This is a genomic window from Anaeromyxobacter diazotrophicus, from assembly GCF_013340205.1.
GTDB classification, from domain to species: domain Bacteria; phylum Myxococcota; class Myxococcia; order Myxococcales; family Anaeromyxobacteraceae; genus Anaeromyxobacter_A; species Anaeromyxobacter_A diazotrophicus.
In genome coordinates, this window is record NZ_BJTG01000002.1 from 312,685 (window position 1) to 335,397 (window position 22,713).

24 protein-coding genes and 1 tRNA gene are annotated in these 22,713 nt (G+C 75.3%); 10 read left to right on the forward strand and 15 right to left on the reverse strand.

Translation table 11 applies throughout. From position 1 onward, the window contains the following. Window positions 1–1,233 carry an FAD-binding oxidoreductase gene (locus HWY08_RS04425; protein WP_176063337.1) on the reverse strand — a complete coding sequence of 411 codons (1,233 nt, stop codon included), beginning with the start codon at window positions 1,231–1,233 and terminating at the stop codon, window positions 1–3. Continuing rightward, window positions 1,227–2,690, reverse strand: coding sequence for an FAD-linked oxidase C-terminal domain-containing protein (locus tag HWY08_RS04430; RefSeq protein ID WP_176063339.1), 1,464 nt, complete (start codon window positions 2,688–2,690; stop codon window positions 1,227–1,229). The genes HWY08_RS04425 and HWY08_RS04430 overlap by 7 nt, the downstream gene beginning before the upstream one ends. Window positions 2,691–2,905: 215 nt before the next feature. On the opposite strand from HWY08_RS04430, the gene HWY08_RS04435 reads away from it, so the two are divergent. Further along, a complete protein-coding gene (locus HWY08_RS04435; protein WP_235969453.1) occupies window positions 2,906–3,922 on the forward strand; it encodes a M4 family metallopeptidase in 1,017 nt (338 codons plus the stop codon). 57 nt (window positions 3,923–3,979) lie between these two features. On the opposite strand, the gene HWY08_RS04440 is transcribed toward HWY08_RS04435, so the two are convergent. Further along, entirely contained in the window at window positions 3,980–4,603 is a 624-nt protein-coding gene (locus HWY08_RS04440) for a PEGA domain-containing protein (protein WP_176063344.1), read from the reverse strand. Further along, window positions 4,600–5,157, reverse strand: coding sequence for a hypothetical protein (locus HWY08_RS04445; protein ID WP_176063346.1), 558 nt, complete (start codon window positions 5,155–5,157; stop codon window positions 4,600–4,602). The genes HWY08_RS04440 and HWY08_RS04445 overlap by 4 nt, the downstream gene beginning before the upstream one ends. Window positions 5,158–5,349: 192 nt before the next feature. Between HWY08_RS04445 and HWY08_RS04450 the strand changes: the two genes are divergently transcribed. After that, complete coding sequence (locus HWY08_RS04450; protein WP_176063349.1) at window positions 5,350–8,205, forward strand: ATP-binding response regulator; 2,856 nt, start codon at window positions 5,350–5,352, stop codon at window positions 8,203–8,205. 108 nt (window positions 8,206–8,313) lie between these two features. Further along, window positions 8,314–8,724 (forward strand): bacteriohemerythrin, encoded by a 411-nt coding sequence (locus HWY08_RS04455; protein WP_176063351.1) that lies wholly within the window; start codon window positions 8,314–8,316, stop codon window positions 8,722–8,724. Between the two features lie 6 nt (window positions 8,725–8,730). Here HWY08_RS04455 and HWY08_RS04460 read toward each other — a convergent pair whose 3' ends face one another. The 7 genes from HWY08_RS04460 to HWY08_RS04490 all read right to left on the reverse strand — a co-directional run bounded on the left by HWY08_RS04460 (window position 8,731) and on the right by HWY08_RS04490 (window position 14,888). Continuing rightward, on the reverse strand, window positions 8,731–9,324 hold the full coding sequence (locus tag HWY08_RS04460) for a hypothetical protein (protein WP_176063353.1): 594 nt from the start codon (window positions 9,322–9,324) through the stop codon (window positions 8,731–8,733). Then, window positions 9,321–10,226, reverse strand: a complete 906-nt coding sequence (locus HWY08_RS04465) for a hypothetical protein (RefSeq protein WP_176063355.1) — start codon at window positions 10,224–10,226, stop codon at window positions 9,321–9,323. Before HWY08_RS04465 ends, HWY08_RS04460 begins: the two co-directional genes overlap by 4 nt. Further along, the gene (locus HWY08_RS04470) at window positions 10,223–11,401 is read right to left on the reverse strand and encodes an ABC transporter substrate-binding protein (RefSeq protein ID WP_176063356.1); all 1,179 of its coding nucleotides are present in this window, start codon (window positions 11,399–11,401) and stop codon (window positions 10,223–10,225) included. The genes HWY08_RS04465 and HWY08_RS04470 overlap by 4 nt, the downstream gene beginning before the upstream one ends. Before the next feature lie 114 nt (window positions 11,402–11,515). Beyond that, complete coding sequence (locus HWY08_RS04475) at window positions 11,516–12,403, reverse strand: alpha/beta fold hydrolase (protein WP_176063358.1); 888 nt, start codon at window positions 12,401–12,403, stop codon at window positions 11,516–11,518. Window positions 12,404–12,510: 107 nt separating this feature from the next. Continuing rightward, the gene (locus tag HWY08_RS04480) at window positions 12,511–13,068 is read right to left on the reverse strand and encodes a DUF3501 family protein (protein WP_176063360.1); all 558 of its coding nucleotides are present in this window, start codon (window positions 13,066–13,068) and stop codon (window positions 12,511–12,513) included. After that, window positions 13,065–14,414 carry a heterodisulfide reductase-related iron-sulfur binding cluster gene (locus HWY08_RS04485; RefSeq protein ID WP_176063362.1) on the reverse strand — a complete coding sequence of 450 codons (1,350 nt, stop codon included), beginning with the start codon at window positions 14,412–14,414 and terminating at the stop codon, window positions 13,065–13,067. Before HWY08_RS04485 ends, HWY08_RS04480 begins: the two co-directional genes overlap by 4 nt. 54 nt (window positions 14,415–14,468) lie before the next feature. Then, on the reverse strand, window positions 14,469–14,888 hold the full coding sequence (locus tag HWY08_RS04490) for a rubrerythrin family protein (RefSeq protein WP_176063364.1): 420 nt from the start codon (window positions 14,886–14,888) through the stop codon (window positions 14,469–14,471). A gap of 144 nt (window positions 14,889–15,032) precedes the next feature. Between HWY08_RS04490 and HWY08_RS04495 the strand changes: the two genes are divergently transcribed. From HWY08_RS04495 to HWY08_RS04515, 5 genes are all read left to right on the forward strand, one after another. After that, entirely contained in the window at window positions 15,033–15,434 is a 402-nt protein-coding gene (locus HWY08_RS04495) for a Fur family transcriptional regulator (RefSeq protein WP_176063367.1), read from the forward strand. 200 nt (window positions 15,435–15,634) lie between these two features. After that, window positions 15,635–16,117 (forward strand): peptide-methionine (R)-S-oxide reductase MsrB, encoded by a 483-nt coding sequence (gene msrB / locus HWY08_RS04500; RefSeq protein WP_176063369.1) that lies wholly within the window; start codon window positions 15,635–15,637, stop codon window positions 16,115–16,117. Further along, window positions 16,114–16,773: a peptide-methionine (S)-S-oxide reductase MsrA gene (gene msrA / locus HWY08_RS04505; RefSeq protein WP_209005116.1), complete on the forward strand. Its 660-nt coding sequence runs from the start codon at window positions 16,114–16,116 to the stop codon at window positions 16,771–16,773. The genes msrB and msrA overlap by 4 nt, the downstream gene beginning before the upstream one ends. Before the next feature lie 179 nt (window positions 16,774–16,952). Beyond that, the gene (locus HWY08_RS21775; RefSeq protein WP_235969454.1) at window positions 16,953–17,795 is read left to right on the forward strand and encodes an OmpA family protein; all 843 of its coding nucleotides are present in this window, start codon (window positions 16,953–16,955) and stop codon (window positions 17,793–17,795) included. A gap of 102 nt (window positions 17,796–17,897) precedes the next feature. Then, window positions 17,898–18,407, forward strand: a complete 510-nt coding sequence (locus tag HWY08_RS04515; RefSeq protein ID WP_176063371.1) for a hypothetical protein — start codon at window positions 17,898–17,900, stop codon at window positions 18,405–18,407. A 75-nt stretch (window positions 18,408–18,482) separates the two neighbouring features. On the opposite strand, the gene HWY08_RS04520 is transcribed toward HWY08_RS04515, so the two are convergent. The 4 genes from HWY08_RS04520 to HWY08_RS04535 all read right to left on the reverse strand — a co-directional run bounded on the left by HWY08_RS04520 (window position 18,483) and on the right by HWY08_RS04535 (window position 21,217). After that, window positions 18,483–19,856 carry a hypothetical protein gene (locus HWY08_RS04520; RefSeq protein WP_176063373.1) on the reverse strand — a complete coding sequence of 458 codons (1,374 nt, stop codon included), beginning with the start codon at window positions 19,854–19,856 and terminating at the stop codon, window positions 18,483–18,485. A 121-nt stretch (window positions 19,857–19,977) separates the two neighbouring features. Further along, entirely contained in the window at window positions 19,978–20,166 is a 189-nt protein-coding gene (locus HWY08_RS04525; protein WP_176063375.1) for a hypothetical protein, read from the reverse strand. Window positions 20,167–20,353: 187 nt separating this feature from the next. Further along, a complete protein-coding gene (locus HWY08_RS04530; RefSeq protein WP_176063377.1) occupies window positions 20,354–20,935 on the reverse strand; it encodes a hypothetical protein in 582 nt (193 codons plus the stop codon). Between the two features lie 205 nt (window positions 20,936–21,140). Beyond that, window positions 21,141–21,217 (reverse strand) — tRNA-Arg (locus tag HWY08_RS04535). Window positions 21,218–21,644: 427 nt separating this feature from the next. Here HWY08_RS04535 and HWY08_RS04540 point away from each other — a divergent pair. Both HWY08_RS04540 and HWY08_RS04545 read left to right on the forward strand, forming a co-directional pair. Further along, window positions 21,645–22,343, forward strand: coding sequence for a NapC/NirT family cytochrome c (locus tag HWY08_RS04540; protein ID WP_176063379.1), 699 nt, complete (start codon window positions 21,645–21,647; stop codon window positions 22,341–22,343). Next, window positions 22,340–22,609 carry a hypothetical protein gene (locus HWY08_RS04545; RefSeq protein ID WP_176063381.1) on the forward strand — a complete coding sequence of 90 codons (270 nt, stop codon included), beginning with the start codon at window positions 22,340–22,342 and terminating at the stop codon, window positions 22,607–22,609. Before HWY08_RS04540 ends, HWY08_RS04545 begins: the two co-directional genes overlap by 4 nt. Window positions 22,610–22,713: the final 104 nt, after the last annotated feature.

Consider the following 22,713-nt stretch of genomic DNA (forward strand, 5'->3'; position numbering starts at 1 on the left):
TCAGATCCCTCCCACGAAGCGGCCGGGGGCGAGGCGCTCCTCGGGGTCGAGCTGCGCCTTCACGCGCCGCATGAGCGACAGGCCGGGCGGCGGCGGGCCCCACGGGTCGACCCGCGCCCGCACCTCCGCGGGCGCCGCGCCCACGACGAGCGAGCCGCCGGCCGCGGCGAGCGCCGCGCGCGCCTCCGTCACCGCCCGGGCGGCCGCGCCGGGATCGGCGGGCTCGCCGGAGGCGAAGGCGACGCCGAGGGTGGGGTAGATCGCCGCCGCCGCGCCGCCCAGCGATGCGAGCAGCGGCCGGAGCGCCAGGCGCTCCGCGGGCTCGAGGCCGGTGCGCGGGAAGGTGAGCCGGGCCCGGAGCGCGCCTCCCGACCGCGCCGCGTTGTGCCGCGCCCAGAAGGCCCGGGCGCCCTCCTCCTCCAGCGGCTCGACGCCGTGGCCCAGCCGCTCGCACAGCGCGAACAGCCGCTGCGCCTGCTCCGCCACGCCCGGCGGGAAGCCCTCGAAGCGGAGCGCGAGCTGGAAGCCGTCGCCGGTGAGGAGCGCCGCCGCCGCCGAGGGCTCGAGCTGCGCCTGGCCGAGCGCCGCCGCCAGCGCGCGCAGCCCGCCGGCGTCGAGCATGGGCACGAGCACGGTCCGGTCCGCCTCGGGCAGCGGGTGCAGGCGGAAGGTGACCGTCCCGATGAGCGCGAGCGTGCCGAGCGAGCCCACCAGCAGCCGCGGCACGTCGAAGCCCGCCACGTTCTTCACCACCTTGCCCCCGCCCTTCGCCAGCACCCCGTCCGCGCGCACGAAGCTCATGCCGACCACGAGGTCGCGCGCGGCGCCGAAGCGGTGCCGGCGCGGGCCGTACGCGTTCGCCGCGACGACGCCGCCCACGGTGGCGCGCTCCGCGAGCGGGGGGTCGAGCGCCAGCCGTTGGCGGTGCGGCCGGAGCCGCCGCTGCAGCTCGCCGAGGGGCAGGCCCGCCTCGACCACCGCGATCTGGTCGGCGGGGGCGTGCTCCACCACGCGCGCGAGGCGCGCCGTGCGGAGGAGGACGTCGAGGCGGCGCGGCGGCGCGCCGAGCTCGAGCTCGGTCCCGCCTCCCACGAACGCGACCGCGCGGCCGTCGCGGGCGCACGCCGCGAGCACCTCCGCCGCCTCGTCGAGGGTGGCGGGCTCGACCACCTCGCGCGGGACGACGCCCAGGATGGCGTCGGCGGGGGTGCCCTCTCGCCCGAGCGCTACCATCGCTCCGCCTGTCCGGCCAGCTCGAGCGGGTGCGGCTGGTAGGGCCCGGGCCGCTCGCCGCAGAGCCGCGGGGTGGGGAACACCTTCCCCGGGTTGAAGCGCCCGCGAGGATCGAAGCCCCAGCGGACCCGCGCCATGGTCTCGAGGTCGTCCGGCCCGAACATGTCGGCCATCGCCGCCGCCTTCTCGGCGCCCACGCCGTGCTCGCCGGTGATCGAGCCGCCGTACCGGACGCACAGCCGCAGGATCTCGCGGCCGAGCGCCGCCGCCCGCTCCTCCTCGCCCGGGGCGCGGGCGTCGTAGAGCACGAGGGGGTGCAGGTTGCCGTCCCCCGCGTGGAAGACGTTCGCCACCCGCAGCCCGGCCTCCTCGGCCAGGCGCCCGATGTCCCGCAGCACCCGCGCGATCTCGGAGCGCGGGATCACCCCGTCCTCCACCAGGTAGTTGGGGCTGATGCGGCCCATGGCCGCGAAGGCGCACTTGCGCCCCTTCCACATGAGCTGCCGCTCCGCCTCGTCGCGGGGGATCCGGATCTCGAGCGCGCCGGCGGCGCGGGCGATCTCCACCGCGCGCCGCGAGACGTGCTCCACCTCCGCCGTGGCGCCGTCGGCGTCCATGAGCAGCGCGGCGCCCACGTCGGGCCAGTCGAGGCCGGTCGCGGCGCGCGCGGCCGCGATGGCGAGCCGATCCATCATCTCGATGGCGGCGGGGAGGATGCCGGCCGCGATGATGCCGGAGACGGCCGCGCCCGCCTCGTCGGTGGAGGGGAAGGTGGCGAAGAAGGTGCGGGTCGCCTCGGGCTTGCGCAGGAGCCGCAGCGTCACCTCGGTGGCGATGCCGAGCATCCCCTCGCTCCCCACCAGCACCGCCAGCAGGTCGTAGCCGGGCGGGTCGAGCGCCGGGCCGCCGAGGTCGACCACCTCGCCGCCGTCGAGGACCACCCGCGCGGCGAGGACGTGGTTCACCGTGAAGCCGTACTTGAGGCAGTGCGCGCCGCCGGAGTTCTCGGCCACGTTGCCGCCGACCGTGCACACGCCCTGCGAGGACGGGTCGGGCGCGTAGTAGTAGCCGCCCGCCTGGACCGTGCGCGACACGTCGAGGTTGATGACGCCGGGCTCGACGCGGATGGTGCCGTTCTCGAGGTCGACCCCGAGGACCCGCGTCATGCGCGAGAGGCCGACCACCACGCACCCGGGCACCGGGCGCGCGCCGCCGGACAGGCCGGTGCCGGCGCCGCGCGGGACGATGGGCAGACCCGCCTCCGAGGCGAGCTTCACCACGCGCGCCACCTCGTCGGTGGTGGCGGGCAGGACGACCAGCGCCGGGGTGGTGCGGCCGTGGGTGAGGCCGTCGCACTCGTACACGAGGAGGTCGGCGGGATCGGAGATGCAGTGCTCCGCGCCCACCACGGCCGCCATCCGGTGGACGAGGTCGGGCGCGACGGCGGGCCGTACCATGGCTCTCTCCAGGCTCGTGGGGTGCGCGCAGCGGAGTGTGGACGCGCGGGGGCCTCGCCGGGAAGCGGGGACCCTCATGAAGGGAGTGGCGCCCGCTCCCTCGGCCGCCCCTGGCGGGGCGTTCGGCGGGCGATCGCGCTTGAGGGGGACGTCACTTCGAGTCATTGTTCGTCACCATGAGTCCACCCCGCCCTCGCCACGCCCCGCAAGGCATCGTGCCGCCCCACATCCTCCGCCACCTGGCCCAGCACGGAGCCGACGAGGAGCGGGGGCGCGCCGTCGACACCCTCATGGCCACCGAGCGGCTGCGCGGCGAGCGGCACGCGGTCGCCGACCAGCGCGGCGGCGTCCCGGCGGGGCAGAAGCGGCGGACCCTGTACGACGCGCTGCACCTGCAGCGGCTCCCGGGGAGGCTCGTGCGGGGCGAGAGCGACGCGCCGGTGCGCGACGCGGCGGTGAACGAGGCGTTCGACGGGCTGGGCGCGACCTACGACTTCTACGCCGAGGTGCTGGGGCGGCGCTCCATCGACGGCCGGGGCGAGCGGCTCGACGCCTCGGTCCACTTCGGCCGCGCCTACGACAACGCCTTCTGGAACGGCCGCGAGATGGTGTTCGGCGACGGCGACGGGAAGCTCTTCCAGGGCTTCACGCGCTGCCTGGAGGTCATCGGCCACGAGCTCACGCACGGCGTGGTCGAGGCCGAGGCGGCCCTGGTATACGAGGGACAGCCGGGGGCGCTCAACGAGTCGTTCGCCGACGTGCTGGGCGTGCTCGTCAAGCAGTGGAAGCTCGGGCAGACGGTGGCGCAGGCGAGCTGGCTGGTGGGGGAGGGGCTGCTCGCGCCGGGCGTGCACGGCGCCGCGCTGCGCTCGATGAAGGCGCCGGGCACCGCCTACGACGACCGCCGGCTCGGCAAGGACCCGCAGCCGGCGACGATGAAGGGCTACGTCGAGACCGAGGACGACAACGGCGGGGTGCACGTGAACTCGGGCATCCCGAACCACGCGTTCTACCTGTGCGCGAAGGCGTTCGGCGGCCACGCCTGGGAGAAGGCGGGCCGCGTCTGGTACCACGCGCTCTGCCACACGCTCGGGCGCACCAGCGACTTCGCCGGCGCGGCGCAGGCCACCGCGCTCTCCGCACGGGCGCTGCTCGGCGCCGAGGCGGAGAAGATCGTGAAGGAGGCGTGGCGGGCGGTGGGCGTCGGCGCGGCGGCCGAGCGCGCGGCGTGAGGGCCGGGAGGGGCGCGCGGCCTCTCGACCACGCACGGCCACGCGGAAGTGAGCCGCTCAGCGCCCGCGCCGGAGCGTGAGCGGCAGCTTCACCAGCACGTCCTTCCGGCACCGGGTGACCGCCGAGGCGGACAGCTCGCCCAGCTTGGCCAGGACGCGGACCTGCTCCCCCGGCTGGCAGGGCACGGTGGTGAGGAGCGGGGTCGTCCCCATGTCCTCGCCGTCCACCAGCACGCTCGCGCCGGACGGCGCCGTGTCGACCTGGAGGCCGAAGCCCTGGAACGGCAGGACCTCCTCGCCGCTGGCGGGGTCGACGCGCGCCGAGCGCGGCGCGATGGCCTCGCTGCCGACCCAGCTCTTCTGCAGGTCCGCCAGCTCCGCGGGGGAGGCGGGCCTCGCCTCCTCGCGGCCGGTCAGCGCCGCGCCTCCGGAGGCGGCGTGCTCGAGGGCCGCGGTGGCCGCGGCCGCGGCGCGCCGGGCGGAGCCCGCGCGCGCCGAGGCGCCGCGCAGCCCGATCGCGCCCAGCGCCGCGACCGCCACCAGCGCCACGGCGGCGAAGACGATGCGCCGCACGGCCGCGCGGTGCGCGCTCCGCCGGGTGAAGAGCGCAGGATCGGGGAGCGCCTCGCGATCGACGTGCCGCTCGCGCCCTCCGGCCGGACTCCGGGACGTTCCGTTCATCGCCAGCTCCTCCGGTGTGCCAGATCGATCGCGACCGCCCAGGCGGCCGGAACGCGAGGCGCCAGCAGCGGCCACCAGGCCACGCAGGCGCAGACGAGCCCCACCCCCGCCACGCACCACGCCGCGCGCCGGCGCTCGCGCTCGACCGCGCGGCGTCGCTCCGCCGCCCGGCGGGCCGCCACCAGCGGATCCTCGGGAGCGCGGGACGCGGCCACTCGCAGGAGGAGCGCCGCGCCGGCCCAGGCCGCGCCGACCACGTTCCCCATCACCGCCTCCGCGACGCCCTTGCCGATGCCGGCGCCGACCTCCAGCAGGCCGGGCGGCGGGAGCCCGAAGCGCGACTCGCGCTTCGGGGCGCGGCGCGCGCGCCGCTCGCGCCCCTCGATCGCGCCCACCCGGGCGCGCAGGATGACGAGGCGCAGGAGCGCCGCGGACAGGAAGAAGAGCGCGCAGCTCGCCTCCGGCGGCGGGGGACACGGCAGGCGCGCCAGCCGGGCAGGGAGGTGCCAGAGCGGCATCGACGCGGCGCCGAGCCCGAAGAACAAGAACCACAAGCGGGGGACCCTCCCAGGTCGAGGCGAGCAGCCTAGCGCACGGCCGGCGCGGCTCGCATCGGAGTCGCTGGGGGCCGAGGTGGGCGCGCGCGCTGCGGGTGGGGAGCCCGCCCACACGCGGCCCGCGGCGCCTCCGGGGTGCGGTTGCGATAAGCTCGCCTGACCGGCTGGCTCGAGCCGGCGTGGGGCGGCATGCTGCGCGGGACCACCCGGACCTGGATCGTTCCGGCGGCGATCGTCGCGGCGCTCGCCTGCGCGCTCGCCGGCGCGGCGCGCGCGCACTTCGTCGCCTTCGAGCGCGAGCTCCGCGGGCAGCTCCAGCGCGAGCTCGCCGCGGTGGCGGACCTCAAGGTGGAGCAGATCGCCGAGTGGCGGCAGCAGCTCCTCGACGACGCCGGCAGCCTCCTCACGCACCCGTTCGTCCACGCCGCGCTGGTGCGCGTGGCCCGCGGGGAGATCGGGGGGACGGACGAGGCCCAGGTGACGGAGTCCCTGCGCGCGCGGCTCAAGCGGCTGCGGCTCTCGCGCGCGTGCCTGGTCTCCCTCGACGGGCGGGTGCTCGCCGCCACCTCGCCCTGGCCGCGCGCCAGCGAGGTCGAGCTGGCGGCCGCCGGCCGCGCGCGGCGCGAGGGCGCGCCCCGCCTCGACCCGCTGCCGGGGGAGGCGGGGCGGCTCGTGGTCGCGCTGCCCATCCCGGACGGCGCGGGCCGGGTGGCAGGCACGGTGCTCCTCGAGGGCGACGTCGCCACCGCCCTGCCCAGCGCCGTCCGCGCCTGGCCCACCGCCACCCGCAGCGGCGAGATCCTCTTCGGCGCGCTGGACGGCGAGGACGAGCTCTTCCTCGAGCCGCTGCGCCACGTCTTCCGCGAGGCCGTACCGCGCCGGCTCCGGTCCGACCCGGAGCGCTGGGCGCTGGCGCGGGCCGCGCGCGGCGAGCGGGGGGACGGGGTCGTCCGCGACTACCGCGGCGTCGCGGTGATCGAGGCCTGGCGCCCGGTGCCGGCCGCGCCCTGGGCGGTGGCGGTCAAGGTGGACGAGGCCGAGCTGCTGGAGCCGGCGGCCCGCCGCGGGCGCGCGCTCGCCGCCGGCGTGGGGGTGGCGCTGATCGCGGCCGCCCTGGCGGCCGCGGCCTGGTGGCGCTCGGAGCAGCGGGCCCTGGAGCGCCGGGCGCTGGAGCTCGAGGCGCGCGGCGTGCGCCAGCGGCTCGACTACCTGTGGAGCAACGCGAACGACCTGGTGTTCGTCGCGGCCCTCGACGGCGAGCTGGTGGACGCGAACGAGCGGGCCGTGGCCGCGCTGGCGGGGCGCCGCGAGGCGCTGGCGCGCCTGCCGCTCCGCGAGCTCGCGCCGCCGGAGGCGCGGGCCCAGCTCGAGCGCGAGCTGGCGGGAGCGGTCGAGCGCGGCTCCGCGCGCTTCGAGACCCTCTTCCGCAGGGCCGACGGCTCGACCTTCCCGGTCGAGCTGGTGGCGCGGGTCGCCGAGGTCGGAGACCTGCGCCGGCTGGTCGCGGTCGCCCGCGACGTGAGCGAGCGCAAGCAGGTGGAGCGGCTGGCGCGGCTGCAGGGCACGCTCCTGCGGCACCTCAGCGACGCGGTGGTGGCCGCCGATCGCGAGCTGCGCGTCACCGCCTGGACCGGCGCCGCCGAGCGCATCTACGGCCGGTCCGCGAGCGCGGCGGCGGGGCTCCCCCTCCGCGAGGCGCTCGGCTCCGCCGCGGACCCGGCGGTCGAGGCGGAGCGGAGGGCGCGGGTGGACGCCGGCGGGGAGCTGCGCTTCGACGATCGGCACCGCCGGGCGGACGGCGCGTCCATCGACGTCGAGGTCACCTGGGCCGCGCTGCGCGACGACGCCGGGGCGGTGGTGGGCTACCTGGCCGTCAGCCGCGACGTCACCGAGCAGCGGCGGCTGCAGGCGCAGCTCGTCTTCGCCGACCGGCTGGCCTCGATCGGCACGCTCGCCGCCGGGGTGGCGCACGAGATCAACAACCCGCTCTCCTACCTGCTCGCCAACTTCGAGTTCCTGGAGGAGCGGCTGCGCGGGGCCGGCGGAGGCGGCGCCCCCGACGGCGAGGCGCTGGCGGCCGTGCGCGAGGCGCGCGACGGCGCGCGCCGCATCTCCGAGATCGTCCGCGGGCTCCGCACGTTCTCCCGCGCGGACGCCGGCGCTCACCCCGCCGGCCCGGCCAGCCTGACCGAGGCGGTGCGCGCCGCGGTCCGCATCGCGGAGCGGCAGCTGCGGCCGAAGGCGAACCTGGTGGTCGAGCTCGCCGACCTGCCGCCGGTCGCGGGCAGCGAGCACGAGCTGGCGCAGGTGGCCCTGAACCTGCTCGTCAACGCCGCGCACGCCATCCCCGAGGGGCGCCCGGCCGAGCACACCATCCGCGTCGCCACCTCCCGCGCTCCCGACGGCCGGGCGGCGCTCGAGGTGTCCGACACCGGCGCGGGGATCGCCCCCGAGCACCTCGCCCGCATCTTCGACCCGTTCTTCACCACCAAGCCGGTGGGCGAGGGCTCCGGCCTGGGCCTCGCCATCTGCCACGGCATCGTCGAGACGCTCGGGGGCGAGATCGAGGTGCGGAGCACGGTCGGCCGGGGCACCCGGTTTCGCGTCCTCCTGCCGGCGCGGCCGGCGGAGCCCGCCCCGGCGCCGGCCGGGCCCACCGCCGGCCGGCGCGGGCGGGTGCTGGTCCTCGACGACGAGGCGCTGGTGTGCCGGGCGGTGGCGCGGACCCTGCGCGGCGCGCACGAGGTGGTCGCCCTGACCGAGCCGGCCGAGGCGCTGGCTCGGCTGGAGCGCGGCGAGCCGTTCGACGTGGTGCTGTGCGACCTCATGATGCCGGGGCTCTCGGGGATGGAGTGCTACGAGGCGCTGCGCGCCCGGCGCCCCGAGCTGGCGGGCCGGATGATCTTCCTCACCGGAGGGGCCTTCACCCCCGCGGCGCGCGAGTTCCTCGAGCGCGTCCCGAACCTGCGCGTCGAGAAGCCGTTCGACGCCGAGGCGCTGCGGCAGGCGGTGGCGCGCTGCGTCGAGCTCGCCGGCGAGGCGTAGCGCGAGCTCGGCGGTCCGTCCGTCTACGGCCCAGAAAGGGGTTGCCCTCCCTCCGCTCCGCCGGTCAGAGACCTGCCGACTCGCCGGGTCGACCGGTGCGGAGACGGCATGGAAGAGACGCACGCCTGGAACGAGAGGCTGAACCTGGGCCACGAGGCGCTCGACCGCGAGCACCATCTGCAGCTGGCGCTGGCGAGCGCGCTCGCCGACGCGCTGGAGGCGGGCCGGCCGCGGGTGGCGCGGCGGATCGCCGAGCAGCTCGCAGGGTACAGCGCGGCGCACTTCGCCGGCGAGGAGCTGCTCATGGAGGCGGCGGCGTACGGCCACCTCGACTCGCACCGGCAGGAGCACCGGGACCTGCTCGCGCAGATCGCCGAGACCCGGGAGCTGGTGGCGGCCGGCGAGCGCGCGCTGGCGGTGGTGATGGCGCTCGACCTGCGCGCCGAGCTCGGGTCGCACATGTCGGCCTCCGACCGGCACTTCGCAGAGCTCGCCGAGCGGCCCCGCGAGACGCAGTGAGGCCGTTCAGGTCCGGGGCGGCGGCGCCCAGCTGATCCGGTACTCGAACCACTCCACGTCCGGGCTCCAGGCGGCGTCCGCCCGGCCGGCGAGCCCGCAGTGGGCCGGGACCGCGCCCAGTGCGCCGACGAGGGGGAGCACGGTCGCGCTGCGGCGCAGCGCCGGCGGGGTGGGGCCCTGCAGCAGCCGCAGCGCGCCCGGCGCTCGCTCCATCACCAGCAGGTCCCCGCAGCCGGCGTAGAGCAGCGGCCAGGCCTTGACCAGGGAGGACAGGAGCGCCGCGGGATCGTGGCGCTCGCGGCCGAGGACCGCCAGGAAGAAGGCGCGGGTCAGCGGCGCGCCGGCGGCGGCTTGCAGGGCGACGCCGCCCCAGCGCCGCAGCCCCTCCTCGTCGAGCACCGCCGCCGCCGCCTCGCAGGTCTCGACGAGCAGCCGCACCGGCAGCCAGGCGAGCCTGCCGGCGCGGCGGATCCGGGCCAGCGTCGGCGCCGGGATCCTGGCCATCACCTCGTGTGCCGGCTCGGGCCCGAGCGCGGGCAGGGCGTCGAGGAGCATGCGGAGGTGCAGGGCGCGCACCTCCGGTGCCCTCGGCGGCGTCACGGGGCGAGCGATCCCGGGGCGAGGGCCGGGGCCGGGGGCCGCTCGACCTCGCCCGCCGCGAACAGGTTGTAGGCGACCGTGAGCGCCAGCGCGAAGGCGACCGCGACCGCGCCGAGGAGGGCGTTGAGGAAGACCGGCGCGGAGAGCGCCAGGCGCAGGAGGACGGTGGACACCGCCACGCCCGAGTTGCGGAAGACGACCCGGTAGGTGGAGCTGTAGCGGGCGGAGATGAGCACCACCAGGATGTCGGCGAAGATGAGCAGGGTGTAGAGCGACTCGAAGAACGCGGGCGGCGGCCGGCGCAGCACCACCGCGCTCAGCGCCGCCCAGCCCATGCCCCCGAGGAAGAGCGCCAGCAGCGTCAGCGCCACCGCCTTCTTGGCGTGGATGAAGCTCTGCCGGTCCTTCGCGTCGGGCGAGAGCGGCTGGTGGCGCTGCAGGCGGTAGTAGAGGCCGAGCAGGACGAAGATGACGAGCGCGCCGGCGCAGTCCGAGAGCATCTCGAGGACCGTCCCCCGCACCTCGCCCCAGACGATGGGCTCGTGCAGGTCGCCGAACGCCTCGAACGACTGCCGCAGCAGGATGAGCGAGAAGATCTCGAACTGCTTGCCGGCCGCGTTCGCCACCGAGCGGGCGAGCCCGAACACCAGCCCGACCACCTCGTAGCCGAGGAGCAGGTAGAAGGCGACCTGCACGGCGTGGAAGTGGTTCCGCGGGTGCGCCGGGGCGAGCGCGGGCGGGAGGAGCCCGCGCCGCCCCAGCTCCACGTGGGCGAGGCTCGCCAGGAAGACGAGCACCAGCCCGTCCGCGACCACGCGGCGGGCCAGCGCGCTCTCCCAGCGCGCCTCGAGGGCGTCGAAGAGGGCGCTCGACCGCGGCGCCCGTGGGGCGGTGTTCGTCAAGGCTCGACGGTCGTCACGTACTTCGGCTTGTTGTGCTCCACCCCGAGGACCACCGCCGACTTCACCGGGTTGTGGTCGGCGTCGAAGCTGATGGTCCCGGTCACGCCCTGGAACCCCTTCGTCTGCTCGAGCGCGTCGCGGACGGCGGTGCGGGTGGGCGTCGCGGCGCGCTGGAGCGCGTCGAGGGCCACCCGCGCGGCGTCGTAGCCGAGCGCGGCGAAGGCGTCGGGGCGGCTCCCGTAGACCTGCTGGTGCTTCTTCACGAAGTCCTGCACCACCGGGCTGGGGTTCTCGTCCGTGTAGTGGTTCGTGAAGAACGAGCCGTCGAGCGCGCCCTGCGCGATCTCGTACAGCTTGCCGGAGTCCCACCCGTCGCCGCCGGCCATGGGGGCCTTGAGGCCGAGCTCGCGCGCCTGGCGGCCGATGAGCGCCACGTCGGTGTAGTAGCCGGGGAGGTAGACGATCTCGGGGCTCTTCGCCTTCACGGCGGTGAGCTGCGCCTTGAAGTCCTGGTCGCCCGCCTTGTAGGTCACGTCGGCGACGATCTGGCCGCCGAGGCGGGTGAACTCCTTGATGAAGGAGTCGGCCAGCCCGACCGAGTAGTCGCTCGACACGTCGCGCAGGATGGCGGCCTTGCTCAGCTTCAGGTTCTCGCGGGCGAACTTGCCCATGACCGTGCCCTGGAACGGGTCGATGAAGCAGACCCGGAACATGTACGGCCGCGTCTTGTCGCCGTCCTTCGTCACCTTGGCGTTGGTGGCGGAGGGGCTGACCGTGGGGACCTGGTTCGTGTCCGAGATGGGCGCGATGGCGAGCGCGCGGCTGGAGGTGATGGCGCCGATGAGCACCGTCACCTTGTCCTGCGTCTCGAGGCGGGTGGCGGCGGTGGCCGACTCCTCGGGCTTGCCCTGGTCGTCGTAGACGAGGAGCTCGACCTTCTTGCCGTTCACGCCGCCCTTCGCGTTCACCTCGTCGACGGCCATCTTCACGCCGTTGTTGGCCGAGGTCCCGAAGGTCGCCTCGGCGCCGGCGAGGCTCGTGACGTGGCCGATGCGCAGGGTGTCGGTCGGCGCGCCGGCCGCGGGGGGTGGAGCGCCCTGCGGCGCCTCCTGCTTCTTCGTGCAGCCGGCGGCGGCGACGACCACCACCAGCGCGAGCGAGCGCGCGAACCGCATGTGTCTTTCTCCTTGAGAGGATGGATGAAGGACGGTCCGTTTACCACCGCGCCGGGCGAGCTTCAACGCCGCGCGGCGCGAAGCCCGCGCAGCGCCGCCTGGGGCGGTCCCGACCTACGAGGTGCCGCCGGCCCCGGCCGGCGGCCCCAGCTCCGCCGCGCGGGGCGCGGCGCCCGCGACGAACTCGCTGACCAGCGCGGCGAAGCGCTCCGGGCACTCCGCGTGAGGGAAGTGCCCCGCGCCCTCGAAGATCTCGAGGCGGCTGCCGGGCATCGCCTCGTGCGCCGCCCGCGCGTGCGCCACCGGGATGATGGGATCGCGCGCGCCCCACACGATGAGCGGCGGGCGCTCGGCGGTGAGGTGCAGGCGATCCTGCGCGCTCACCACCTGGCCGCCGTGGTCCACGACCGACCGCAGCTCGCGGACGAAGGCGCGCCGGCTCTCGGCGTCGCCCAGGGAGGTGTAGGCCTGCCACATCTCGGCCAGCCGCGGCGAGGAGACGCCCTGGTCGGCGAGCCAGGCCTGCAGCGCGTTACCCCGCTCGCGCACGAAGGCCGGGACGAGCAAGGGCAAGAGGAACTCGGCGCCGGGCAGCGAGAGGAGGCGGAGCAACGGGCTCACGTCGCGGCCGAGGCCGCCGCTGGCGACGAGCACCAGCCGGTCGCACACCTCGGGGTGCTGGTAGGAGAGCTGCATGGCGATCCCGCCGCCGAGCGAGTGGCCGATCACGGTGGCGTGCGGGATCTCGAGGGCGGCCAGGAGGTCGCGCAGGAACGAGGCGTGCGCGCCGAGCGAGTAGTCGCCCCTCGGCTTGGCGGAGGCGCCGTGGCCGAGGAGGTCCGGCGCCAGCACGCGGTGGCTCGCCACCAGCCGGCGCATGGGCGCGAGCCAGGTGGCGGAGGTGCCGGCGATGCCGTGGACGAAGAGGATGGGCGGGCCCTCCCCTTCGAGGCGGTACGCGACGTCGTGTCCGTGGAGGGTGCGGTGGCGGAGCTCGAGCATGGGCTGCCGCGCCCGGCGGGCGCGCCGGCGCGGGTCTCCTCCCCTCTAGCGCGCGGAGCCCGCCCGCGCGGCGGAACGAAGGGCCATGCGCCGCAGGCGCCGGCGGGTCACGTCGGCGACACGGCGAGGTCCTCCTGGAGCGCGGCGCGCTGCGCCTCGGTGAGGACCGCCTCCACCTCGAGGCCGGGCAGGTCCGAGCCGATCGCGACCGGCGCCTGCGGCCCGACCGGGAACTTGAGGTACTGCACCGAGGAGAGCCGGTCGTCCCCCACCTGGCGGTCGTCGTAGCGCGCCCGGACGCGCCGGCCATCGGCGAGCTTCGCGTAGAGGTGCCGGGGCAGCGCCACCCAGGCCCGGAGCTTCGCGTCGCGCTCGGCGGGCTCCGCGAGCTCGATGAGCAGGGAGCAGCCGAGCTCGCCGGGGCCTCCCAGGAGCTCGTTGTAGGTGTCGAGCTCGTGCTGCAGCTCCTCCTCGCGGAAGAGCCGCTCGGCGCGCGCCATCTCCTGCACCTGGTAGCGGACCGTGTCGGCGTTCTCGAACAGGAACGTGAGCGGCCCGGCGTGGACGCGGCGGCGCTGCTTCACCTCCAGCACCCGGGCGCGCACCTCGGCCCGCCGGGCGTCGTAGGTCTCGAGCGGCAGGAGCTCCGATCGCTGCACCTTCATGCCTTCTCCTCCAGGTCGGCGAAGCCGTCCGGCCGCGTGGCGCGGGCCAGGATGGCGAGGGGGTGGAGCGGCTTCGTCCCGGCGTGCTGCTGGAACTGCAGCGCCGCCAGCGGGCAGTCGGTGGCCCAGACCCGCGCGCCGGCGGCCTGCATGCCGGCGAACGCCTTCTGGCCGACCTTCTGCGACGGCTCGAAGCCCTCCACCGTCATGGCGTAGGTGCCGTCGTGCCCGCAGCACTCGACCACGGTGGCCGCCACGGTGACGCCCGGGATGCGGCGCAGGAGGTCGCGCCCCTTGAAGCCGATCCCCTGCGCCCGCAGGTGGCAGGGCGCGTGGTAGGCCACCTTGCCGCCGGGCGGCGCGCTCTTGAAGGCGGAGACGAAGCGCGGCTCCTCGCGCATCGCCCACAGGAACTCGGAGGGATCGCGCACCGCCGGCGCGAGCCGCTGGGCGCGCGCGCGGTCCTCGCCCGCGAGCAGGTGCGGCCACTCGCGGCGCATCATCATGGAGCAGGTCGGGTTCACCACCAGCACCTTCGCCCCGGCGTCGACGAAGGGCAGGAGCAGGTCGAGGTCGCGGTGCGCCTGCGCGCGCAGCGCCTCGAGGTCGCCGTGCTCCCAGGCCGGCATGCCGCAGCAGGCGAGCCCCTTCACCACCCGGACGTCGACCTGGCAGGCGCGCAGCGCCTCCAGCACGTCGCGCCCCACCTGCGGCTCGTTGTGCTGCACGAAGCAGGTCTGGAACAGCACCGCCTCGCCGCCGGGGGTCTCGCGCACGAAGCCGTTCGCCTCGGCCCAGGCGTCGAACGGCTCCCGCGCGAAGTCCGGGAGGAGCTTGTCGCGGTGGACGCCGATCGCCTTCTCCATGAGGACGCGCAGCGGCCGCGAGCGGTTGGCGACGTTGGCGAGCCCGAGCGAGGCGCGCGCCGCGCGGGCGGAGCCGTCGGGATCGCCGAGCAGCCGCTCGCGCAGCGTCTTGCCGCGGCGGCGCAGCGCGAGCGCGTCGTGCCGGTGGACGAGCTTGGGGAAGTCGAGCTGGAACTCGTGCCCGTCGCGCGGCGTGTACGGGCACTGCACCTCGCACAGCTTGCACTGGAAGCAGGCGTCCATGACGGCCTCGACGTCGCCGCCGGTGAGGCGGCGGACGTCGCCGTCGTACTGCTCGTCGAGGAGGGAGAAGAGGGTGGGGAAGCTGCCGCAGTATTTGAAGCACATGCGGCAGCCGTGGCAGATCTCGAACGCCCGCCGGACCTCCTGGTCGAGGCCGGCGGGGTCCCAGTACTTCTCCTCGGTGGGGTCGTACGAGAGCCCGGGGGTGGGCTGGTACGAGATCCGCTGTTCGCTCACGGGGTCCTCCTCGCCGGCGCGGCGGGCGGGGAGCCCGCGCGCCCGGCAGGCCGGCTACGAGACGAGGCCGAGCATCTTCTGGAAGCGGCCGGCGTGCGACTTCTCGGCCTTGGCCAGCGTCTCGAACCAGTCCGCGATCTCGGCGAAGCCCTCGTCGCGGGCGGTCTTCGCCATGCCGGGGTACATGTCCGTATACTCGTGGGTCTCGCCGGCCACGGAGGCCTTGAGGTTCGTGGCGGTGTCGCCGAGCGGCAGCCCGGTGGCGGGATCGCCGACCTCCTTGAGGTAGTCGAGGTGGCCGTGGGCGTGGCCGGTCTCGCCCTCGGCGGTCTCGCGGAAGTTGGAGGCGACCTCGGGGTAGCCCTCCACGTCCGCGACCTTCGCGAAGTAGAGGTAGCGCCGGTTCGCCTGCGACTCGCCGGCGAAGGCGTCCTTGAGGTTCTGGTGGGTCTTCGAGCCGTTCAGCTTGGCCATCGGGTCTCTCCTTGGAGGCTGCGGGTGAGGGGTTTAGACGCTGTCTAACTCGCGCCGGCTCACGGCCGCTGGTCCCGGTTGGGCTCTGCGACACCGAGGAGCCGCGCGTTGCGAGCAGGGCCCCCGGCCCGTTAACTCTTAGTCGTGGATCGCGAGGCGATCGTCAGGACGCTCACCGAGCGCGGCATCCAGCCCTCCCCGCAGCGGCTGGCGGTGGCCGAGTACGTGCTCGGCGCGAAGGATCACCCCTCCGCCGATCGCGTCTTCGAGGTCGTCCGCGGCCGGACGCCGGTGATCTCGCGCGCGACCGTCTACAACACGCTCAACCTCCTCGTCCGCGAGCAGCTCCTGCAGCAGCTCGTCCTGGCGGAGGGGCGGGTGGTGTTCGATCCCCACCTCGAGCGGCACCACCACTTCGTCGACGACGCGACCGGCGAGATCCACGACGTGCCCTGGGACGCGCTGGAGGTGCGGCACGTCGAGGCGCTGCGCGGGGTGGACGTGCGCGAGTACCAGGTCGTGCTGCGCGGGCGCTGGGGGCGCTGACCGCCGCCGGCGGGCCGCCTCGCCGCCCGCTCGCACGCTCGCCCGAGCGGGGCGTGAAACGCCGCGGCGCGGCCAGCATCTCTTCGGGCGTGAGACCCCTGCGCGCCGGCGCCCTCGCAGTCGCCGCGGCGGCGGCCCTCGCCTGCCGGGCGGGGGCGGACGCCGGCCCTGCGCCGGCGCCCGCTGCCCGGGAGGTGCCCGTGTCCAGCTTCCACAAGCCCACCGACGCCGAGCTGCGCCAGCGGCTCACGCCGCAGCAGTACGCGGTCACGCAGCGCGAGGGCACCGAGCCCGCGTTCCACAACGCCTACTGGGACGAGCACCAGCCCGGGCTGTACGTGGACGTCGTCTCCGGCGAGCCGCTCTTCAGTTCGCTCGACAAGTTCGACTCCGGGACCGGGTGGCCCAGCTTCACGCGGCCGCTCGACCCCGACCGCGTCACCACCCGCACCGACCGCAGCCTCCTCTTCGCGCGGACCGAGGTGCGCTCCCGGCTCGCCGGGTCGCACCTCGGGCACGTGTTCGACGACGGCCCGCCGCCGACCGGGCTCCGCTACTGCATGAACTCCGCCGCGCTGCGGTTCGTGCCGGTGGAGCGGCTGGCGGCCGAGGGGTACGGCCAGTACCTGGCGCTCTTCCAGCGCGCCGGCGCCGCGCCGGCGCCGGGCGGAGGGGCGCCGTGAGCGCGGCGCCCCTCGTCGGCGCCGCCGCCGCCGCGGTGCTCGCCCTGGCCATCCTCGCCGCCGGCCCGGGGCCCGCGCCGCACGCCGCGGGCGGCCCGATCGGCAACCCCGCCTGCGGCACCCACCCCGGCCACGCCGGCCACGGCACCGCGCTCACGCCGAGCGGTCAGGACCAGCTCGCGATCTTCGCCCAGGGGTGCTTCTGGGGCGTGGAGGAGCGCTTCCGGAGGGTGCCGGGGGTGGTCGCCACGGCGGTCGGCTACACCGGCGGCCACGCGCGCGACCCGAGCTACGAGGACGTCTGCACCGACCGGACCGGGCACGCGGAGGCGGTGCTGGTCGAGTTCGACCCGGCGCGCGTGAGCTACGCCGAGCTCCTGCGCTTCTTCTGGCAGACCCACGATCCGACCAGCGGCGACGCCCAGGGCCCGGATCACGGGACCCAGTACCGCTCGGCCCTCTTCACCTTCGGTCCGGAGCAGCTCGCGGCGGCCCGCGCCTCGCGCGACGAGGAGCAGCGGCGCCTGACCGACCGCATCACGACCGAGATCGCCCCCGCCGGCCCGTTCTGGGTGGCGGAGGACTACCACCAGCAGTGGGACGAGAAGCACGGCGCGCGCTCCTGCCCGTCGCCGCATCGGCCCCGCGCGAAGTAGGGCTGGCTCGCGTTCCGCGCGTGCTGCGCCGGAGGTTGGACCCCTCTCGGGACCTGGAAACCGGGAGTCGGCCGGCCCTGCGTGCGGTAGCCTGGCTGCGCTTCCGCGCCGGTCGCGGGGAGAGGCGCCCCTCGCGTCTCTCCGCGGGGCGGCGCCCCCTTTCGCCGGAGGAGATCCTCGTGAAGAGAACTCTCGCGTTGCTCGCGGCCGCGGCCGCGTGGACGAGCGGCTGCTCCACCACCCAGAGCGAGGCGAACGCGAAGGCCATCGCGAAGGCTTCGCACTGCAACCCGTGCCAGATGCCCTGCACGCTCGGCTGCCTGCCGGTGGAGGCGGTGGCCGCGCCCGCGCCCAAGCCGACGCCTCCCCCGCCGCCGCCGGCCCCGGCCGAGCCCGCGGCCGCCGCCACCTTCGACCCGCCGCCCGGCTCGTACCCCGCGGCGCAGACGGTGACGATCGCGTCGTCCACGCCCGGCGCGGTGATCCACTACACCACCGACGGCAGCACCCCGACGGCGGACTCGCCCGTCTACACCGGACCGATCACCGTCGACCGCACCACGACGCTGAAGGCGATCGCCGTCGCCCCGGGCGCGCCGAGCAGCGCGGCCGCGGGGGGTGACTACACGATCGCGCCGCCGCCGCCGCCTCCCCCGGCGCGCGTGGAGGTCACGAAGGAGCGGCTCCAGCTCACCGAGAAGGTGCTGTTCGACACCGGGAAGGCCACCATCGACCAGCGCTCGTACTCGCTCCTCGACGAGGTGGCGGCGGCGCTCAAGGACCACCCCGAGGTGAAGACCGTCAGGGTGGAGGGGCATACCGACAACCGCGGCGGAGCGAAGGCGAACCTGAAGCTCTCGCAGGCCCGCGCCGACGCGGTCCGGAAGTACCTCGTCGACAAGGGCGTGGCGGCCGACCGCCTCCAGGCGAAGGGCTTCGGCCAGACCCGCCCGGTGGCGGACAACAACACCGCCGCCGGGCGCGACGCCAACCGGCGCGTCGAGTTCGTCATCGCGCAGTGACGGCCGGGCGGCGCTGAGCCGCACGTTCCTCGGGAGGCGCCGCCGGCGAGGCGGGCGGCGCCTCCTCGCTTTTCAACCCGCAGTCCAGGAGGACGAAGGACCATGCAACGCTTCACGTGGGCCGTGATGATCTCGGGTGCGCTGGCGGTCGCGTCGCCGGCGGCGGCGCAGCTCGGGCAGCTGGGTGGTCAGCTCGACGCCGCGAAGGAGAAGGCGGCCGGGTCGTCCGCCCAGGCCGAGGCGCAGGCCGCGAGCACCGAGGCGGCCGCCCGCAAGGAGGGCGCGAGCCAGGCGAACGCCGCCGAGACGAAGGCCAACGCGGCCGAGGCGAAGGCCAGCGCCGCCGAGGCGAAGGCGAAGACCGAAGGCGCGGGCGTGAAGGCCAAGGCCAAGCAGAAGGTCGGCGAGGGCGCCGCCGCGGCCAAGCAGAAGACGGGCCGCGCGAAGGCGAAGGCCAAGGCGAAGCTCGACGCCGCGCCGGGGGGCGCCGCCCTCCAGCCGGTCAAGGCGGCCGGCCAGGGCAAGGTCGAGAACGTCGGGAACGCCGCCGACGCGAAGACCGACGCCGCCAGCGCCGCCGGGCAGGGCGCCATCGACCGCGTCGGCAAGTAGCGCGCGGCCCGCGGGCGCGAGCTGCGCTCCGGCGCTCGGGGCGGGACCCACCGTGGGTCCCGCCCCGCTCGTTTCTCAGTACCCGCGGCCCCAGGCCTCGGCGCGGCGCGTCCCGAGCAGGCGGTGGTCGCGCGCCTCGAGCGCGCGCACCACGCGGTCCCGGTCGCGGTAGAGCGAGCGGTGGCGGTAGTGCTCGAGCGCGAGCGCGGCGTGGAAGACGGCGCCGCAGGCGAGCAGCAGCGCCAGCGCCACCCGGAGCCGCGCGCGCGCCGCCAGGGCGCGCTGCAGGCACGCGAAGCTCCACAGGAGCGCCACCGGGAACAGGACGTAGAACGTGTGCGAGGAGGGGCCCTTCACCGAGAAGAGGAAGCCCGCGGCGAGGAGCGCCAGGCACGCGAGGACGAGGTCGCGCAGCCGGGTCCAGGCGGCGGCGCCCCGCCGCAGGAGCGACAGGACGTAGAGCGCGACCTGGAGGAGGAAGGCGGCGAAGAGCGCGGCCGCGAAGGGGATCACCCACGGATGCGCCGCGAGGACCGCGACGCGCTGGGCCCGGTCGCCGCCCAGCATGTAGGGGACCTCGAAGGCGCCGAACGAGACGAACCGCTGCACCAGCGCCGGGAGCTCGAGCAGCGCCCGCGGGTGCAGCGCCACGTTGTGCTCGACGCCGCCGGTGCCGGACGCGCCGTAGCGGAGGAAGGTGGGGACGAGGAGCGCCGCGCCCGCAGCCGCTCCCGCCGCCCAGGACGCCGCCCGCGACACCGCCGCGCGGGGGCCCGCCTCGCGCCAGGCGAGGAGCAGGGCCGCCGCCGTGAAGGGCGGCAGGAGCACCCAGGACAGGTGCAGCTGCAGGATGCAGGTGGTCGCGAGGCCCTGCAGCGCGAAGGCGAGGCCGGGGCGGAGGCGCGGGCCGGGGAAGACGGGGAGCGTGTCGAGGAGCGGGACGAAGAACAGGACCGCGAACGGCAGCACGTAGGACGGGTTCACCACCCGCGTCCCGTAGACGAGCGTCCAGGGGCAGGTGAGCGCCCAGCCCCACACGAACCAGCGCGGCAGGCCCGGGAACCAGCGGGTCGCGCGCGCGGCGAGCGCGGCCAGCGCGGCGAACGAGAGCAGGTTGAGCGCCAGGCAGGGCGCCTCCGGCAGGCGCAGCCACCGCAAGGGCAGCCCCACGAGGAGCGCCTGGAGCGCGCCCGGGATCTGGGAGCGCGTGTAGACCACGTCCGGCCCGAAGTACGGCCAGGCGCCGGTGGTCGCGTACTTGAGGCCGAGCAGGTAGACCTGCAGCTCGTCCTCGAACCAGAACTCGGAGACGAGGCCGTAGCCCGTGCGCAGGAGGAGCAGGAGCGCGAGGAGCCCGAAGGCCAGGGCGGCGCGGTGCCGCGGCGCGGCGGCGGGAACCGCGGGCTCGAGCTGCGGCAGGCGCGGCGCGGTCGGGGTGAGAGGCGGCATCGCACGCGGCGCGGCGAGCCGCGCCCGCCGACGGTTCTATCCTGCCGGCGCGCTCCGCGGAAGCGCGCCGCCGGCGCCCGCCCGCGCCGCGCGCTCGCCCTTCGCGCACCGGCGGCTGCGCTCAGCCCTCGTCCGGCAGCGCGCCCTTCTGAGCGGAAGACTCGGGCTGCGTCCAGCCTTCCTCCTCGCGCGGATCGTCCGGCTCGCGCCTGCTCGTGACGAGGCCCCCTTGCGCCCCGGTCACCCGCTCCTCCCCGCGGCGCGTCGCGTCCGCCGCGCCCGGCGGCTCCCTGCGCTCTGCTCCGGCCATGTCGTGCCTCCGCCGGCTCCCTATCGCGCCGGCTCGGGCGCCGCACCCAGGCGGCGTGTGCCCAAGCAGGGACAGGCGAGCGAGGCGGCGGGTCCGCGGTGCGCGCACGCCGTCGCCTCGCGTGAACCGCCGGATGGGCGCTCGGACGCAGCGCCGGCGGGGTGGGGCACGGCCTGGTTCTGCGGGGCTACGGGGTGCAAGCGAAGGTCACTCCAGCGAGGTTCTGCTCGGCGGCGTTACACACGGGGGCACCGAAGGAGCCCGTCACCCTCGTGCCGTCGTCGAGGACGACGTCCAGGCTCCCGGAAACCTCGCCCGCGTCGATCGCAGAGAACGTCACGGCCCCGCTGACCGAGACGCGCGGCGTCCCGCCAGCGCATGCCGCGTCGGAAGTGTAAGAGGTCACCGCGGCGAAGGGCGTCGGGTCGCCCGACCGTGGGTTTCCGACGCCGTACGCACCTGGGCTGATCGGAACCGGCGCTCCATTCATGACGAGGATGGCGACGGTGGTGGTGCTCGCCTTGTACGTCCTGGCTCCGATTCGCGCGCAAGCGCCCGGCGCGGTGGAGACCACCACCTCGATGCTCCGACCCGTGAACGCAGCGGAGGCGGAGCCATCCGCCGACAGGGCGGCCCCGCTCACTTCGCTCGCGACCGCATACGCGTCCACCCCGGTGAACGGGGAAGCCCCCGTCCCTACGACCACCTTGGGCTCGGAGCCACCGCACGCCCCGCACAGGAGTCCCAGCGCCAGCACGCCATGTTTCATGTCGATCCCCCCCCCTACGTCGTGTTCCGCGAGTCGCCGCCGACTGTAGCAGGGTGGCCGAGACATGTTGCGGCCGTATTTACGTATCGTGTACGAGCCGCGCGCGAACGACTTCGGGGGTGTGGGTGTGCTACCCGACCGCGGCGAGCAGAAAAGGAACGGCCCGAATCCGGGCGAGGTCGCCAGCGAATTCGGGCCGTCGAGATGGCGCGCGATACAGGATTCGAACCTGTGGCCTTCGGCTCCGGAGGCCGACGCTCTATCCAGCTGAGCTAATCGCGCAGACGGCGAGACGTATGCCGTGGCGCGGTCGCCACGTCAAGGCGGAAGCCCGGGGAGGGCCTGCGGAGCGCGCTGGAGGGCCGCAATGACCGCCGACTCGACCCGACCACGACCATGACCACGGGGAAGACGACCGCGACCACGACGGCGAGCACGGGGAAGACGACCGCGACCGCGACCCCGAGCCGGCCGCGACCGCGTGCTCGGGCGGCGCGAAGGGGCGCGAAGGGGCGGGCGCCGGGGGGCGATTCCGCTGCCGCGAACAGTCACCAATGGTGAATGAAAAGCCCGTCGACCGGAGGCTCATCGCGGCCGAAGTGCGGGTCGACCTCGGGTTCGCGCTGGAATGACGCAGGGTTGGTGGGTGCGCTTTTTTGCCGCATGTCACCCTTGAACCGTCCCATCTGGCGTGGTACCGAACGCCACCGTGTCCTCCATCCACTCCGTCGAAGAGCTCCTGAAGCTGGTCGCGCTGGTCTGCGCCGCCGTCTCCGCCGCCATCCTCGTCTGGTACCTCGTGCGCCGCCCGCCGCTCGGGCGCGTGACCAAGGTCCTGCTGCTGCTCGGGCTCGGGCTCCTGCCGGTGCTGGTCGCGCTGACCGGGAACATCGCCGGGTACGAGTTCACGCTCTCGCGCAACTTCTGCGGCTCGTGCCACGTCATGGGGCCGTACATCCGCGACGCGGCGGACCCGAAGTCGCAGAGCCTGGCGGCCATCCACAGCCGCAACCACAAGTTCGGCGAGCAGAGCTGCTACACGTGCCACGCCGACTACGACATGTTCGGCGCCATCACGACCAAGCTCACCGGCCTCAAGCACCTCTACTACTACGTGACGGAGTACGCCGGCACGGGCCCGGACGGCGAGGGCGGCCCGCCCATCAAGCTCTACAAGCGCCAGGACCTGGACAAGGGCAAGATCACCCAGGAGGCCTTCAACAAGCGGATGAACGGCGTCTGCGGCCAGTGCCACTCCACCTACGCCGCGACCTGGGTCGAGAAGCACGGCGCGTTCGCGGACGACGTCCGCTCGAACGCGCAGATCTGCATCGACTGCCACAACGAGATCCACCCGACCGCGCTGTCCCGGCGGCCGGGCGCGAAGCCGGCGGAGGAGAAGAAGTGAGACACGCACAGGTGAAGAAGCTCGTGTTCGTCTCGGCCCTGGCCACGCTGGCGGCGCTGGCCCTCATGGCCGCCTCCATCGTCGCGCCGAAGCCGCTCCTCCTCGTCCTCGCCATGAGCGTGGGGCAGGGCATCGGGACCTTGTCCCTGGCGCTCTACCTGCTCGCCATCGTGCTCGACCTCCAGGGCGCAGGAGCCGCCGACCAGGCGCTCGAGGCGGCCGGCGAGGCGCGCAGCGAGGCCGGCGAGCCGCCCGCCAAGGCGTGAGTGCCGCGCGCGGAGCCGCCGCCCACGTGGGCGGCGGCCCTGCGCCTCGCTCGCCGCCGGACTCAACCTTGACCCGCGGCAGCCCCCCCTGCTACTCACGAGCT